Source organism: Stenotrophomonas sp. YJH_SMC_57 (assembly GCF_059369755.1).
The window spans coordinates 36,990-51,143 of record NZ_JCAFSZ010000002.1; the positions used below are offsets into that span (position 1 = coordinate 36,990).

Sequence of the window (14,154 nt, forward strand, 5' to 3'; positions counted from 1 at the left end):
CTACCCGGTGGAAGTGACAGTAGTTCCACGCCAACGCGTGGACATCCAGATGTGCCGGAAACGACTTAATCCCCTCCGTCCCCTTTTTGTGGGGTCAGTCGGTGTCCTCGACGCGCTCGCCCATCAGTTCGCGCTGGCGCTTGTCCAGTTCCTCGGCGTAGCGCTTGCGGACGAAGGCTTCGGAGACCACGCCCAGCACCTGGCCATCGCTGGTGACCACGGCCAGTTCGTCGGCCTGGGTCTGGTCGAAGCGCTGCATCACGCTGACCACGTCCGCGGCCGGCGACAGTGACACGTCACGGTTCTCGGCCAGTTCGCCGATCGTGGTCTCCGGCTTCACGCCATCGCCATAGACGCGCGGGATCTGCACGATGCCGGCGTAGTGGCCTTCGCCATCGATCAGTACCACCCGGCTGCCCGAACCCAGCGGGAAGCGCTGGCGGAACGCGGCAGCGTCGAGGTCGGCCGGTGCGGTCGCCACGCCCTTGCGCATCAGCCGGCCGGCGTTGAGGTTCTGAACCCAGCCGACGTCGCGGGCGCTCTTGATGGTCTCGCCGCGCAGATGCATGCGCCAGGTCGAGAACGAGTAGCCGAACCACTGCCGTACCAGCGTGCTGGACACCAGCACCGCACTCATCACCACGCTGGTCAACAGGAAGTCGTGGGTGCCTTCCAGTACCAGCATGGCCATGGTCATCGGTGCGCCGACCACGGCGGCGGCCAGCGCCGCCATCCCGGCCAGCGCGGCGGAGGTGGCGTCGATCACCGGCACCCCGGTGGCCATGGCCAGCAGGCCGGCGAACAGGGCGCCGACCAGGGTGCCCATGAACAGCGAGGCGAAGAACAGGCCGCCGCGGAAGCCGAACCCGAGCGAGATGCCCGAGGCCAGGCACTTCAGGGTCAGCAGGCCGCCGATCCAGATCAGTGGCAGATGCGTGGTCAGGTCCAGGTGCAGCGCGCCATGCCCCGACGACAGCACCTGCGGGCTGGCCAGTGCCAGTGGAATCAGCAGCAGGCCGCCCACCACCGGGCGGCCCCACAACGGCAGCGGGCTGCGCTTGACCGTGCCTTCGATCGAGGCGATCAGCCGCATCACCGCGATGCCGACCATCGCGCAGCAGCAGCCGAGCAGGCCGTAGATGGCGTAGTCGGCGGCGCGGACATCAATCGTCGAGGCGGCTGGCAGCAGGTAGGCCTCGATGCCAGCCTGGTCGGCCACGAACGCGCCGGCCAGAGCGGCGACCGCAACCGGCGCCAGCGCGGCCGGAGTGTAGGCACCGATGACGATCTCGAAGGCGTAGAACGCGCCTGCCAGCGGCGCACCGAAGGCGGCGGCAATGGCACCGGCGGCACCCGCGCCGACCAGGATGCGCACGTCGTTGCGGCGCAGGCGCATCACCCGGCCAAGCTGCGAGCCGCTGCCCGCGCCCATCTGCGTATAGGAAGCCTCCAGCCCGACCGAGGCGCCGCAGCCGTTGGACAGCAGGGTCTGGGTCAGCACGATCAGGTTGTCGCGCATCGACATGCGGCCGCCGTGCAGCGCATTGGCTTCCACCGCGTCAAGCAGGGGGCGTTTCAACCGGGTCGCGGCCAGGCTGACCAGCCCGACCAGCAGCCCACCCAGCGGCAGCACCAGCAGCGCGGTCCAGGTCAGCGAGGGCAGGGAGCTCAGCCGCATGCCTTCGTCCAGGCCGTACAGCGCGCCCTGCAGCCAGCGCGCGATGCCCGATTGCAGCAGGGTCAGGTAGCCGGCAATCAGGCCGACCAGCAGCGCCAGCGCGATGAACCACAGGTCGCTGCCGCGCAGGCGCAGACGCAGGCCCTGGAAGGCCAGATGCAGGCGCGATGGTGAAACGGGCAGTGACATGGTGGCGGCATGATACGCCGCCACCGTGAGCGCCACCGTCACTGCATCGGGCGGTTATCGCCTCAGAAGCGGTAGCGGCCCTGCACGTAGAAGGTGCGCGGCGCGGCCACCATGCGCCCGGCGTTGCCGTCGACGTTGCGGGTGTACCAGCGCTTGTCGGCCAGGTTGTTCACGCCCAGCGCGATCTCGCTGTCGCCCAGCCCCGGCACCTGCCAGGCCACCTGCGCGTTCCACAGGCGCACGCCGGGAACGCGGCCCACGCGCGCGTCGGCGGTCTCATCCCAGGTGTTGGCCGCATCGGAGAACTGGCCGCTCTGGTGGGTGCTGGAAACGTTGAAAGTCCAGCCGGCCAGGGCATAACGGGCGCCGACGCTGTCGGTGTCGCGCGAATAGAACGGCACGTCCAGGCCGCGGTTGTCGCCGGACTGCTGGATCGCCTTGGTCCAGGTGTAGTTGGCGTACAGCTCCAGCCCGGCCAGCGCGCTGTCCTCGGCGAAGTGGTATTCCAGCGCGCTTTCCACGCCCTTGTGGTCGGTGGCGCCGATGTTCTGGAAGGTCGGCGGGGTGATGCCCGGCACCTGCAGGATCTGGTTGTCGAAGCGCATCTTGAACACGGTCACTTCCGCGCGCAGTGCGCCGTCCTGCCAGCGCGCGCCCAGTTCGGTGGTCTTGGCCACTTCCGGGTTCAGCGGGTTGCTGGCGGTCTGCGAATTCAGCTGGATGTTCTGCACCGGCCCGAACGAGGTGGTGTAGTTGCCGAACACGGTCAGCTGCGGGGTCAGCAGGTAGGCGATGTTGAGCGAGGGCAGGGCTTTGTTGTTGCGGCTGCTGAAGGTCGCGCTGCCGCCGGACTGGCGGCGGTCCATGTCGATCCACTCCATGCGCACGCCCGGGGTGATCCGCCACTGGCCGACCGCGATGCGGTCGTCGATGTAGAACGCGTGGGCGTCGGTGGCGTTGTCGAAGCGGGTGGTGGCGCTGGCCGCACCGGTGCGGCGGGTGACGGTGTAGCTGCGGTCGTTGCCGCGCTCGCGCAGGAAGCGGTAGCCGGCGGTGATGTCATGCACCGTACTGCCCCAGTGCAGGCGCTGGGTGTAGCGCGGCTCGATGCCGAGCACGCGGTAGTCGCGCGGCTGCACGGTCAGCTGGGTGTTGGCGGCATTGATCAGCGAGCTGGCACGGTTGCTCTCGTTGTAATAGGCCAGCACCTCCAACTCGCTGTTGGCCGACAGCGTGTTGGTGTAACCCAGGTCGATGCCGGTGCGATGGCCCTTCCAGAAATCGGTGGGGCGGGTGTTCTGGAACGGATCGGCCTCGTACTGCGCGCGGGTCAGGCCGCCCGGAGTCAGTGAGCGCACATCGTAGTAGGACAGCTTGGCACGCAGCTCCTGCTGTTCGTCGATGGCGTAGGCGAACTTCAGTGCGAGATCGTTGAAGCGATCATCGCTGCCCTGGCGCCAGCCGCGGCCGTCCTGGCCGGAGTAGAGCAGGGCGGCGCCCAGCCCGTTGTCGCCGGTGCCGCCGAGGAAGGCGTTGTACTGGGTGCTGTCGCCACCGCCGTGATCGTAGGCGGTGTGGCGCACACCGGCCTCACCGTGCAGGCCGGCGTCGGTCGGAATGGCGCGGGTGCTGAAGTTGATGATGCCGCCCACGTTCTGCGGCCCGTAACGCACCGCGCCGCCGCCGCGCACCACGTCGATCGATTCGATGTTGGACAGGCTGGCCGGGGCGAACGACAGCTGCGGCTGCCCATACGGCGCCACCGCCAGTGGCACACCATCGAGCAGTACGGTGGAGCGCGGCGAATAGCGACCGGTGAGGCCGCGCACGCCGATGTTCAACGACACCGAGCTGCCGGCCGTACCGGAGTTGTCGGTGACCTGCACGCCGGGGATGCGGCGCATGGCATCGCCGATGCTGGCCGCGCCGCTGGCCTCGATGCGCTGGCGGTCCACCACGGTGCGGGCGCCGGCGAAGCTCTTGACGCTGTCGTGCAGGCCGGTGCCCAGCCAGCTGCCGGAGACCTGGATGCTGTCCAGCGTGGTGGCGCCGTCCTGGGCGAAGGCGCTGACGGCCGGGAGCAGACACAGGGCGAGGGCGGCGGCCAGTGGCAGGCGGGCCGGTCGGAGGGCGTGAATGGGCATCTTGGCAGGTCGTGGAAGGTCGTAAATGAGAATTATTGCTGATTCCATTCGCCAATGGAATGCGTCTGCGGTTCATGCCGAGGGCCCGGTGGTAGAGTGGTTGATTGCTTCCTGACTCGTTGAGATCCGCAATGTCCCAAGCCGCTTTCTACCCCGTCGGAACCCCTGGCCAGCCGTGGGGAGCGGCGGAACGGGAACAGTGGCGTGGCCGCCAGCAGCGCCTGCGTCGCTATGACCAGGAGGTGTTGCCGCGCATCGAGGCCCTGGCCTCGCGCTTCGACAAGGTGGCTTATGGCCAGCTCGACTACGCGGGTGAGACCTACACCCTGTTTGCCCTGCGCAGCCGTGACTGGAATCCGGCCCTGCCGGCGGCGCTGGTCACCGGTGGCGTGCACGGCTATGAGACCAGCGGCGTGATGGGTGCGCTGGAGTTCCTCGAGAAGCACGCCGCCGACTATGCCGGCAAGGCCAACCTGCTGGTGGCACCGTGCGTGAACCCGTGGGGCTTTGAGCGCATCAACCGCTGGAACTTCGATGCGGTCGACCCCAACCGCAATTTCCGCGCCGATGGCCCGGCCCGCGAGTCGACTGCCGTGATCGAACTGATCGCGCCCTACCAGGGCCAGTTCGTGCTGCACATCGATCTGCATGAAACCACCGACAGTGACGAGAGCGAGTTCCGCCCGGCCCTGGCGGCGCGTGATGGCAAGCCGTTCGAGCCGGGCCTGATCCCGGATGGCTTCTACCTGGTCGACGACACCGCGAACCCGCAGCCGGCGTTCCAGCAGGCGGTGATCGCCGCGGTGGAGAAGGTCACCCACATCGCCCCGGCCGACGACAAGGGCGAAATCATCGGTTCGCCGGTGGTCGCCCATGGCGTGATCGAGTACCCGCTGGAGAAGCTGGCGCTGTGCGCGGGCATCACCGGTGCGAAGTACACCACCACCACCGAGGTCTACCCGGACAGCCCGCGCGCCACGCCGCAGCAGTGCAACGACGCACAGGTGGCCGCGGTGTGCTCGGCCCTGGACTACGCGCTCGCCCATCGTTGACCGGTAGTGCCGGCCGCTGGCCGGCAACCACGGGACAGTGGGATTGCCGGCCAGCGGCCGGCACTACCTTATCCAAGCGCGTCGGCCCACCATAGGGCGGCCGGACCCGGCGGCGTGTCGCGGCGCCACAGCAGGTCGCTGTGGATACGCCGGGGCCAGCCGGGCAGGCTCAGTTCCACCAGCTGCCCACGGTCATAGCGCTGTACCAGCGCGCGTGGCAGTTCGGCCCAGCCGATGCCGTCCTCGGTCATCTCCATCACCATCAGGTAGTCGGTGGCGGTCCACGCCAGCCCGGTGGCTGCACGTGCATGTTCGACCTCGGCGCTCAATCGCACCTGCCGGTACCGGGCCAGCTGGGCTGCCGCGCGGCGGCCGGCGTCGGCCAGCGGATGGTCGCGCGCCACATAGATCGATAGTTCGCTGTGGTGGGCCAGCGGTCGGGCCACCAGTTCATCGGGATAGCGTTCCTGCCTGGGCAGCAGGCCCAGGCCGGCCCTGCCGCTGCATACAAGTTCCAGCACGTCCTCGCCCTCGGCGTCCAGCCATTCCAGCTCGATCTCCGGGAACGCCACCGCGAACCGCTGCAGGACCCGCAGCTCTGGATCAAGCTGGTAGACATCGGAGAACACCACGGTCAGGCGCGCTTCGACCGGCGCGGCCAGGCGCACGCTCAACTGCTGAAGCCGCACATCGGCGGCGAGGATCTCCTGGGCATGGCCGAGCACCTGTCGGCCGGCTTCGGTCAGCTGCGGATAGCGCCCACTGCGGTCGAACAGGCTGACCCCCAGGTCCGCTTCCAGATGGGCGATGGCGGTGCTGACCGTCGACTGGGTCTTGCGCAGGCGACGCGCCGCCGCCGAGAACGAGCCCAGCGCTGCGGCTTCGACGAAGGCCTGCAGGGATTCAGGAGAGTAGGGCATTGATCCATTGCTCTTGTCGATGGAATCCATTTTGATCCCACCGTAAAAGACGATGATACTGCCGGTCGTCGCCCCTGTCTGTGGGGCGTTCCGGATCATCCGCGCATCGCGTGGATCTACTGATGGCGAGGCGCGGTCCCCGCCCTGCAAGGAGTTTCATATGTCCCGCACTGTTCCCGCCCGTGGCGCGCTGGTCGCCTGGGCCTGCCTGACCGTGGCGATCGTCGCCGAAGTGGTCGGTACCTCGTTCATGGCCCATGCCGCCCGTGATGGCGGCTGGACCGGTTACCTGGTCATGGCTGGCGCGCTGGCGCTGTCCTATTACTTCCTGGCGCTCTCGGTGCGTCGCATCGCGGTCGGCGTGGCCTATGCGGTGTGGGAAGGCCTCGGCCTGACCCTGCTGACCGTGGTCGGCGTCACCGTGTTCGGCGAGAGCCTGTCGCTGCAGCAGCTGGCCGGCCTGGTGCTGGCGGTGGTCGGCATCGTCTGCGTCACCCTCGGGGAGGCGCACTGATGAACACCCTGGCCCTGTTCTTCGTGATCTGTTCGGCCTTGATCGACGTCGCCGCCAACATGATGGTGGCCAAGTCGGAAGGCTTCCGCCGCTGGCGCTGGGGTGTTGCGGCGATCGTCATGGTCTGGATCGCCTTCGCCCTGCTGGGCCAGGCGGTGCGCTACATGGACCTGGCCAGCGCCTATGCGATGTGGGGTGCGATCGGTGTGATCGGTACCGCTACCTGCGGCCGCCTGCTGTTCGGCAACCGCCTGCGTCCGATCGGCTGGGTCGGCATCGCGCTGGTCACTATCGCGGTGCTGCTGCTCAGTACCGCGAAGTAGTTCGTCGCTGTGCCAACCAAGGTTGGCACCCACCAGTGCTGAGCTGCTGTGCCAACCAAGGTTGGCACCTACCAGGACCACGGTTGGGAGCTACCAGCGCGTGAGCCGCCGCAAGCAAGCGCCCCGGGGAGGACCTCCCCGGGGCGCTGTCGTATCCGCAGGGCTTAGAAGCGCGCGGTGAAGTTCAGCCGCGTGGTGCGGCCCGGGCCCGGCATCAGGCTCATCGCCAGCGTGTCCATGTAGTAGGTGTTGCGCAGGTTGCTGACCACCAGTTCCACCTCGGCCTTCGGGGTGAACTGCCAGCGCGCGTAGAAGTCATAGATCGCGGTGGGCAGGTAGATGTTCTGCAGGCCGGTCGAGCCGGTGGTGTTCCAGGGCTTGTCCAGTTCATGGGTGGGGCCGCTGTTGTAGGTGCGGCGGATGCCGGTATCCAGGCGGCGGTCGAACAGGCGGAAGCCCAGCGTGCTGTGGATCGAGTACTTCGGCGGGTTCTGCGCGTTGACAAACGAGGTACCGAAGCCGCCGTCCACGCAGTCCGGCGTGGTATCCAGCTTGCTCCACTTGGCATACGGGTCTTCGCGCAGGCGCTTGGCGGTGGCCGCATCGCAGGTGCGTGCGCGCTGGTAGTAGCTGGCCGACAGGTCCAGGTAGGCAATGCCGGCGTCATAGCCGGACTGCAGCTCGTAGCCGGACACCGTGTAGTTGTCGACGTTGTCGACGTAGAACGCCCAGTTGCTGGAATCGAAGCGGCGGGTGATCGCGTTGTCGATATCGTTCTTGAACCAGGCCACCTTGAACGCCAGGCGGTCACCTTCACGCCAGAGGTCCTGCTTGAGCAGGCTGAAGCCGATGTCCCAGGAACGATTCTTTTCCGGCTTCAGGTCACCGACCGGCGCCGAGGTACTGTTGCCCAGCGTCGATTCGAACAGGCTGGGCATCTTCCAGCCCTGCGCGTACTTCACGTAGAAGAACATGTCCGCATCGAGGTTGAAGCGAGCCTCGGCATACGGCGCGAAGCCATGGCCGGAGCGGCGGATCGCCGGCTTGTAGCCCCACGCGGTGGGAATCTGCTTGGTGTAGAAGCCGTTGGCGCCGCGCGGATCGGGAATGAAGCCATCGAAGTCGTAGGCCTGGCCCAGCGTGCTGTCGCCATAGGGCGTGGCGCGCAGCGAGTCATAGGTGTAGTTGCCCTGTGCGTCCGGGTACCACTCCTTGTACCAGCCCGGCAGCAGCTGGCCGCCCTTGCTCAGCCGCGCGAAGGTGTAGCGCAGGTCACGCGATTCGCTGACGAAGGCCACGCGGTTGCGGTCACGGGTGCGGTAGTCGATGAAGCGGCCGCCCGCGGTCAGCGACAGCCAGTCCCACGGCTGCCATTGCAGCGAGGCGACGACGCTGGCTTCGCGGCGCGTGCCCGAGCGCAGGTAGCGGTTGTTGTTGTAGTCCACCGGCAGCACCGGTGAATTCGGCGCGGTGTCCTCATGCTGGAAGGCGGCACCGTAGCGCAGCGTCCACTCACCCAGACCGTTGCTGAAGCGGGTGGTGTTGCTGCTGTCCACGCCCCAGCGCTGGGTCTTCACGTCCGACTGCAGGCCCGGGCCGTAGGTCTCGCCCAGCGTGTCGGGCATCGCGTCGCCCGGATAGTTCTTGAACAGCGGCGTGTTGGCGATGTTGCTGTTGAACATGCGGCTGGTGGCGGTGGTGAACCAAAGGGTGCTGCTCAGGTCCAGCCACGGGTGTGCCTCGGGCCGGTAGCGATGGCGCAGCGAGGTGGCGTTGACCCGCATCTTCCCCGGCTCGAACTGGAACATGGTGTTGGCCTTGTCCACGTAGGTTACCCATTCGTTGGACTCGCCCACGCGGCCGATCGCCGACGGCATGATCTCGCCGAAGCTGGAGTTGAAGAAGCGGTGGCTCAGCTCCAGGCGCTGGTCGGGGTTGGGTGTCCAGGTGAATTTCAGCAGCGCCGATTCGTTGTCGGTATGCGTGTTGAGTACCTCATCGCCCGGATGGAAGAGCTTGGACACCGCCTGGCTGGACATGCCGGTGCCGCCGCTGGACAAGTGCTGGTCGTCGTAACGATGCGCACCGTTGCTGCCGGCAAAGTAGTTGCCCTGGCGGCGACGTGCATAGGCGGCCACCAGCTGCCAGTCTTCGCCGCGCTGTGCGAAGGCCATGCTGCCGTTCCAGTCACGCGGATCGCGCAGGCTGTTGCGGTTGTCGCTGCCACGCGCCACCTGCTTGAACACGCGCGTGCGATCGATGCTGTTGTTGGCCACGCCGCCGCGCACGCGCAGGCCCCAGGCCTGGCCGTCGTCGAGGATGTCATCGACGTTCAGCGTTTCCATGTAGACCACGCCGCCGATCGCGCTGGCGGCATTGGCGGCCAGGCTCGGCCCCTTCTCGATGCTGACCGCGCTGATCAGGTCCGGGTCGAGGTAGCTGCGCTGCTGTACGCCGGCATAGCCGCGGTACACGTCGATGGCCTGCTGGCCGCCGTCGATGATCACCGGCACCCGGTTCTGGCCCTGCAGGCCGCGGATGTTGACATCCAGCGCACCGCCATTGCGGATGTCAGCGGTGTGCACGCCGACCGCGCCGGCCAGCACGTCGCCGATTGACTGGCCGCGGAAGCGCTCCAGCTGCTGGCGGTCCAGGTGCACGCGCGAGCCGCTGTCACGGTAGACCGCATCGGCATCGGACAGGCCCCACGGCGAAGCGCCTTCGCTGGCCTGGCCAGCCACGCGCAGGGTGCCGATCTGGCGCACCCCGGCCTCGGCGTTGGGTGCCGCCTGCAGCACCACACCGCTGGCATCCCGCTGGAAGGTCAGGCCGGTACCGGCCAGCAGCTGTGCCAGTGCGGCATCGGCGTCGAGCGTGGCCTGCACGCCGTTGCTGTGGCGGCCCCGGGTCAGGCGCGCGTCGGCGGCGATGGACAGGCCCGATTGCTGGCCGAATGCGGTCAGGGCCCGGTCGAGCGCACCCGCGGGGATCTGCCAGCGAACGGCAGCAGCGGTGTCCTGTGCATGGGCGGCGGCCGGCAACAGGCACGGGGTGGACAGGGCCAGGCACAGCGCGATGGCCAGCGGGCGAGGGGAGGGGCAGGGTAGTTTCATGGGGGCGGCAACATCCGCAATGGGTTCCCTTGTAGTGCCCGCCGAGCGCGCAGAAAGGGAACCGCTGTTTCAACGCGGACGCACGACGGTCCACCACGGCCAGCGCTGCTCGATGCGGATCGGCAGGGCGCGGGCCAGCAGCTGCAGGGCCTGCAGGCTGTCCAGGCGTGGCAGTACGGCGGTGACGTTCAATGCGGCGAGCGCCGGATCACACCCAAGGTAACCGCGATGGTGGCGAGCCAGCTCACCGATGACGCGGATCAGCGCCACGTCCTGCACCTGCAGTCGGCCGTCGTGCCAGTCGCCACGCAGCGGATCGGCATCGACCGTCGTCAGTCCGCCGATTGGACCGATCCGTACCGCCTCGCCTGCGGGTACGTCCTGCGCCGCGCCGAACAGCGGCAGGCAGCGCACTACGCCTTCGAACACATCCAGGCGACTGCCCTGCGGCTCACGGCCGACCGCGAAGCGGGTGCCGATCGGCTGCAGGCGCACGCCAGGTACATGCACCGACAGCGGCAGATGGGCAAATGCGGGCAGGTGCCCGGTCTGCAGCAGCAGTTCGCCGCGCAGCAGGTGCAGGTCGCGGCGGCCGTTGCCGATGTCGATCGACACTTCGCTGTCGGCGTTGAGCCACAGCCGGCTGCCATCGGCCAGGGTCCAGTGGCCTGTGTGTCCGGCGGCGGTGCGCTGCCTCTGCAGGCCGCGCTGCAGCTGCACGGCGTGCAGGCCGAGCAACGAGAAGGCGCCAAGGCCGAGGGCGCCGCCGAGGCCGCGCAATGCCTGCCGGCGGCGACGGCCAGCGGCATCCAGTGCTTTCGCTGCCGCGGGAGCCGACAATGGCGCGAACGATTGCCAGACCGACTCGACCCGTTGCCACGCATCGGCATGGCCGGCATCGGCCTGCAGCCAGGCCCGCCAGTGCTGCTGGTCGGCGTCGCTCCATCCCTGCTGGCGCAGCGCGAACCATTCCGCAGCCTGCTCCAGCGCCGGGCTGGCCAGTGCGGTGCTCATGCCGTGGCATCGCCGGACAAGCGCAGGCAATGCAGCATCGCCTGCGCCATGTACTTCTTGACCATCCGCTCGGACACGCCCAGCTGCTGGCCGATCTCCGCATAGCCGAGTCCGGACAGCCGTGCCAGCAGGAAGGCACGCCGTGGTCGCTCGGCCAGGCCGGACAGCATGTCGGCGATCGCATGCAGCAGCTGCAATGCCTGCGTGCGTTCTTCCGCAGACGGGTGCACCGGCTCCGGCTGCGCGGCCAGCGCGGCCAGATAGGCGCGCTCCAGGTCGGCGCGCTGCCAGTGGTTGACCAGCAGGGCGTGCGCGATGGTGCTGAGGTAGGCACGCGGCAGGCGCAGCTCGGACGGATCGACGCGACGGCTGAGCAGGCGCAGGAAGGTGTCCTGGGTCAGGTCGGCCGCGCAGTCTGCGTTGTGGGTGCGGCGGCGCAGCCAGCCCAGCAGCCAACCATGGTGTTCGCGGTAGAACCCCGCCAGCGCAGTGCTGGAGGCGGCGGGCACGGCCATCGGCATTGATCATTAATGAGAATGATTCCCATTATAGAATGATCGTGCGTCACTCGACAAACCTTGTGCAGCCAGGGCGCGAGGAGGGTGGATTTGCGATGCGCCCCTGCGCTCGCCGACACTGCGGTTTTCCACAAGGAGTGCCCGCATGTTCAGCCACATCACTGTTGGAACGAACGACATGGAGGCCGCGCACCGCTTCTATGAGGCCCTGTTCACCGCCCTCGGTGCGCGCCCGGGGGTGTTCGACGACAAGGGTCGCCTGGTGTACTTCAAGGACGGCCGGATGTTCATCGTCACCGCCCCCATCGATGGTGAGCCGGCGTGCCATGCCAACGGCGGCACCATCGGCTTCACCCTGGACAGTGCCGAGGCCGTGCGCGGCTGGCAGGACGCCGGCGTGGCCCATGGCGGCACCGCCATCGAAGACCCGGCCGGCATCCGCAACATGGCCGGACGCCAGTTGTTCCTGGCCTACCTGCGCGATCCGGACGGCAACAAGCTGTGCGCGGTGCATGTGATGTCGTGATGCAGGGCAGGCACGGCGGCGCGCGCGTGATAGCACGAAAGCGCGCGCGCTGGCCGTGACCCGCGGCCGCGACTTCATGCTCTGTCCACTGCGGTTCAGCCAGAATCGGTCGGCTAATTCACTGATCTGCCGGAGAACGCCGCCCCATGGAAGCCCTGGAGCCGCAACAATCCCCGGTGCGCACCCTTCGGCCTGTGTTCGCCTTCGCGGCGATCGTTGTCGTGGCGTTCGCGCTGTTTGTCAGCCTGTTCCCGCTCGGTGCGGGCCGCCTTCTGGTCAAGGCACAGGACTGGGCCGCGCTCAATGTCGGCTGGTACTACCTGCTGGCGATGACCCTGTACCTGGTGTTCGTGGTCGGCGTGGCGTTGTCCAAGTATGGCGGCATCAAGCTTGGCGCCGACCATGACGAGCCGGAGTTCAGTTATCTGTCCTGGGCCGGCATGCTGTTCGCTGCGGGTATCAGCATCACCCTGTTCTTCTTCTGCGTGTCTGAACCACTGACCCATTACCTGCAGCCGCCGCAGGGCGACCCCGCAGCGGGCGAGGCCGGTGCGCGCCAGGCCATGCAGCTGCTGTTCCTGCATTGGGGCCTGCATGGCTGGGGCGTGTTCGCGCTGGCGGCGATGGCGATGGCCTATTTCGCCTACCGCCATAACCTGCCGCTGGCGCTGCGTTCGGCGCTGTACCCGCTGATCGGCAAGCGCATCAATGGCCCGATCGGCTACACCGTGGATGCGCTGGGCATTGTCGCCACCGTGTTCGGCATCGGCGCCGACATGGGCTTCGGCGTGCTGCACCTCAATGCTGGCCTGTCGCACCTGTTCAACATCCCGCACTCCAACCTGGTGCAGATCATCCTGGTGGTCAGCATGATGGGCGCGGCGGTGGCCGTGGCCGTTTCAGGTGTGGAGAAGGGCGTGCGCTGGATGGCCAACATCAACATGCTGCTGGCGATCGCGCTGGTGCTGTTCATGCTGTGCGCCGGCCCCACCCAGTATCTGCTCAGTACGCTGATGCAGAACCTGGGCGACTACCTGGGCAGCGTGGTTGGCAAGAGCTTCGACGTGTATGCCTATGGCGGCCGACCGGAATGGCTGGGCGGCTGGACGGTGTTCTACTGGGCCTGGTGGATTGGCTGGGCGCCGTTCGTCGGCCTGTTCATCGCGCGCATCTCGCGTGGCCGCACCATCCGCGAATTCGTGTTCGGCGTGCTGCTGATACCGCTCGGTTTCACCCTGGCGTGGCTGTCGATCTTCGGCAACAGCGCGTTGGACCAGGTGCTGCACCATGGCCAGCAGCAACTGGCGCAACTGGCGGTGGATGATCCACCCACCGTGCTGTACGCGCTGCTGGACGGCTACCCGTGGAGCAAGGCAGTGATCGCGGTGACGGTGTTCGTCAGTTTCATTTTCTTCGTGACATCGGCTGACTCCGGCGCGGTGGTGCTGTCCACGTTGTCCTCGCACGGCGGTGCACCGGAGGATGATGGCCCGCGCTGGCTGCGTGTGTTCTGGGGCACGGTCATCGCGGTGCTGACCGCCGGGTTGTTGCTGGCCGGCAGCATCGATGCGCTGAAATCGGCGGTGGTGCTGGCGTCGCTGCCGTTCTCGGCGGTGTTGTTGCTGATGATGTGGGGCCTGACCCGCGCCTTCAGTGACGAATCGCACCGCAAGCGCGCGCTGCAGTACCGTCCCTCACCGCTGATCGGTGATGACCGCCACCACCAGGGCTGGCGCCAGCGCCTGAGCCAGGCCATGCACTTCCCGGTGCGCGACCAGGTCTACCGCTTCATGGACGACACCGTGAAGCCAGCGATGGAGGCGGTGGCCGAGCAGTTGCGCGGGCAGGGCTGGGATGTGGCCACGCGATTCGAGGCCGGCGACATGGAGTTGACGGTGAATCACGGCGAGCAGCAGGACTTCCTGTACCGGGTGATCCTCAGTGGCTACCTGACGCCGTCGTTCGCCGCGCAGCAGCTGCGCAACCAGCGCTACTACCGCGCCGAGGTGCATCTGTTCGAGGGCAGCCAGGACTACGACCTGGTCGGCTACAGCCGCAAGCAGATCATCAACGACATCATCAGCCAGTACGAACGGCACCTGCAGTTCCTGCACCTCAGCCGTTGATGCACGAACGCCGGGGTGGGTGCGGACCGTTGGTCCG

At 67.5% G+C, this 14,154-nt stretch carries 11 protein-coding genes; 5 read left to right on the forward strand and 6 right to left on the reverse strand.

The window, feature by feature from the left end; translation table 11 throughout:
* Window positions 1-94: 94 nt before the first annotated feature.
* Both AC5P7U_RS02270 and AC5P7U_RS02275 read right to left on the reverse strand, forming a co-directional pair.
* The gene (locus AC5P7U_RS02270; protein WP_308309473.1) at window positions 95-1,867 is read right to left on the reverse strand and encodes a chloride channel protein; all 1,773 of its coding nucleotides are present in this window, start codon (window positions 1,865-1,867) and stop codon (window positions 95-97) included.
* A 62-nt stretch (window positions 1,868-1,929) separates the two neighbouring features.
* Complete coding sequence (locus tag AC5P7U_RS02275) at window positions 1,930-4,011, reverse strand: TonB-dependent siderophore receptor (protein ID WP_197564228.1); 2,082 nt, start codon at window positions 4,009-4,011, stop codon at window positions 1,930-1,932.
* Between the two features lie 131 nt (window positions 4,012-4,142).
* Between AC5P7U_RS02275 and AC5P7U_RS02280 the strand changes: the two genes are divergently transcribed.
* The gene (locus tag AC5P7U_RS02280; RefSeq protein WP_197564229.1) at window positions 4,143-5,063 is read left to right on the forward strand and encodes a DUF2817 domain-containing protein; all 921 of its coding nucleotides are present in this window, start codon (window positions 4,143-4,145) and stop codon (window positions 5,061-5,063) included.
* Window positions 5,064-5,131: 68 nt separating this feature from the next.
* On the opposite strand, the gene AC5P7U_RS02285 is transcribed toward AC5P7U_RS02280, so the two are convergent.
* A complete protein-coding gene (locus AC5P7U_RS02285) occupies window positions 5,132-5,983 on the reverse strand; it encodes a LysR family transcriptional regulator (RefSeq protein ID WP_495220748.1) in 852 nt (283 codons plus the stop codon).
* Window positions 5,984-6,143: 160 nt separating this feature from the next.
* Here AC5P7U_RS02285 and AC5P7U_RS02290 point away from each other — a divergent pair, with 160 nt between their 5' ends.
* Both AC5P7U_RS02290 and AC5P7U_RS02295 read left to right on the forward strand, forming a co-directional pair.
* Window positions 6,144-6,497: an SMR family transporter gene (locus AC5P7U_RS02290; protein WP_053449983.1), complete on the forward strand. Its 354-nt coding sequence runs from the start codon at window positions 6,144-6,146 to the stop codon at window positions 6,495-6,497.
* On the forward strand, window positions 6,497-6,820 hold the full coding sequence (locus tag AC5P7U_RS02295; protein ID WP_197564975.1) for an SMR family transporter: 324 nt from the start codon (window positions 6,497-6,499) through the stop codon (window positions 6,818-6,820). Before AC5P7U_RS02290 ends, AC5P7U_RS02295 begins: the two co-directional genes overlap by 1 nt.
* A gap of 164 nt (window positions 6,821-6,984) precedes the next feature.
* On the opposite strand, the gene AC5P7U_RS02300 is transcribed toward AC5P7U_RS02295, so the two are convergent.
* The 3 genes from AC5P7U_RS02300 to AC5P7U_RS02310 all read right to left on the reverse strand — a co-directional run bounded on the left by AC5P7U_RS02300 (window position 6,985) and on the right by AC5P7U_RS02310 (window position 11,462).
* Complete coding sequence (locus AC5P7U_RS02300; RefSeq protein WP_197564974.1) at window positions 6,985-9,933, reverse strand: TonB-dependent receptor domain-containing protein; 2,949 nt, start codon at window positions 9,931-9,933, stop codon at window positions 6,985-6,987.
* A gap of 69 nt (window positions 9,934-10,002) precedes the next feature.
* The gene (locus AC5P7U_RS02305; protein ID WP_495220749.1) at window positions 10,003-10,947 is read right to left on the reverse strand and encodes a FecR family protein; all 945 of its coding nucleotides are present in this window, start codon (window positions 10,945-10,947) and stop codon (window positions 10,003-10,005) included.
* Window positions 10,944-11,462 carry a sigma-70 family RNA polymerase sigma factor gene (locus tag AC5P7U_RS02310; RefSeq protein ID WP_101765637.1) on the reverse strand — a complete coding sequence of 173 codons (519 nt, stop codon included), beginning with the start codon at window positions 11,460-11,462 and terminating at the stop codon, window positions 10,944-10,946. Before AC5P7U_RS02310 ends, AC5P7U_RS02305 begins: the two co-directional genes overlap by 4 nt.
* 148 nt (window positions 11,463-11,610) lie before the next feature.
* Here AC5P7U_RS02310 and AC5P7U_RS02315 point away from each other — a divergent pair, with 148 nt between their 5' ends.
* Entirely contained in the window at window positions 11,611-11,991 is a 381-nt protein-coding gene (locus AC5P7U_RS02315; RefSeq protein ID WP_006450259.1) for a VOC family protein, read from the forward strand.
* A gap of 146 nt (window positions 11,992-12,137) precedes the next feature.
* Window positions 12,138-14,117: a choline BCCT transporter BetT gene (betT, locus tag AC5P7U_RS02320; RefSeq protein ID WP_088026253.1), complete on the forward strand. Its 1,980-nt coding sequence runs from the start codon at window positions 12,138-12,140 to the stop codon at window positions 14,115-14,117.
* The last annotated feature ends 37 nt before the right edge of the window (window positions 14,118-14,154 follow it).

Coding starts and splice junctions, on each gene's coding strand:
- AC5P7U_RS02270 (WP_308309473.1), bottom strand. CDS start 1,867: ATGTCACTGCCCGTTTCACCATCGCGCCTGCATCTGGCCTTCCAGGGC.
- AC5P7U_RS02275 (WP_197564228.1), bottom strand. CDS start 4,011: ATGCCCATTCACGCCCTCCGACCGGCCCGCCTGCCACTGGCCGCCGCC.
- AC5P7U_RS02280 (WP_197564229.1), top strand. CDS start 4,143: ATGTCCCAAGCCGCTTTCTACCCCGTCGGAACCCCTGGCCAGCCGTGG.
- AC5P7U_RS02285 (WP_495220748.1), bottom strand. CDS start 5,983: ATGCCCTACTCTCCTGAATCCCTGCAGGCCTTCGTCGAAGCCGCAGCG.
- AC5P7U_RS02290 (WP_053449983.1), top strand. CDS start 6,144: ATGTCCCGCACTGTTCCCGCCCGTGGCGCGCTGGTCGCCTGGGCCTGC.
- AC5P7U_RS02295 (WP_197564975.1), top strand. CDS start 6,497: ATGAACACCCTGGCCCTGTTCTTCGTGATCTGTTCGGCCTTGATCGAC.
- AC5P7U_RS02300 (WP_197564974.1), bottom strand. CDS start 9,933: ATGAAACTACCCTGCCCCTCCCCTCGCCCGCTGGCCATCGCGCTGTGC.
- AC5P7U_RS02305 (WP_495220749.1), bottom strand. CDS start 10,947: ATGAGCACCGCACTGGCCAGCCCGGCGCTGGAGCAGGCTGCGGAATGG.
- AC5P7U_RS02310 (WP_101765637.1), bottom strand. CDS start 11,462: ATGGCCGTGCCCGCCGCCTCCAGCACTGCGCTGGCGGGGTTCTACCGC.
- AC5P7U_RS02315 (WP_006450259.1), top strand. CDS start 11,611: ATGTTCAGCCACATCACTGTTGGAACGAACGACATGGAGGCCGCGCAC.
- betT (WP_088026253.1), top strand. CDS start 12,138: ATGGAAGCCCTGGAGCCGCAACAATCCCCGGTGCGCACCCTTCGGCCT.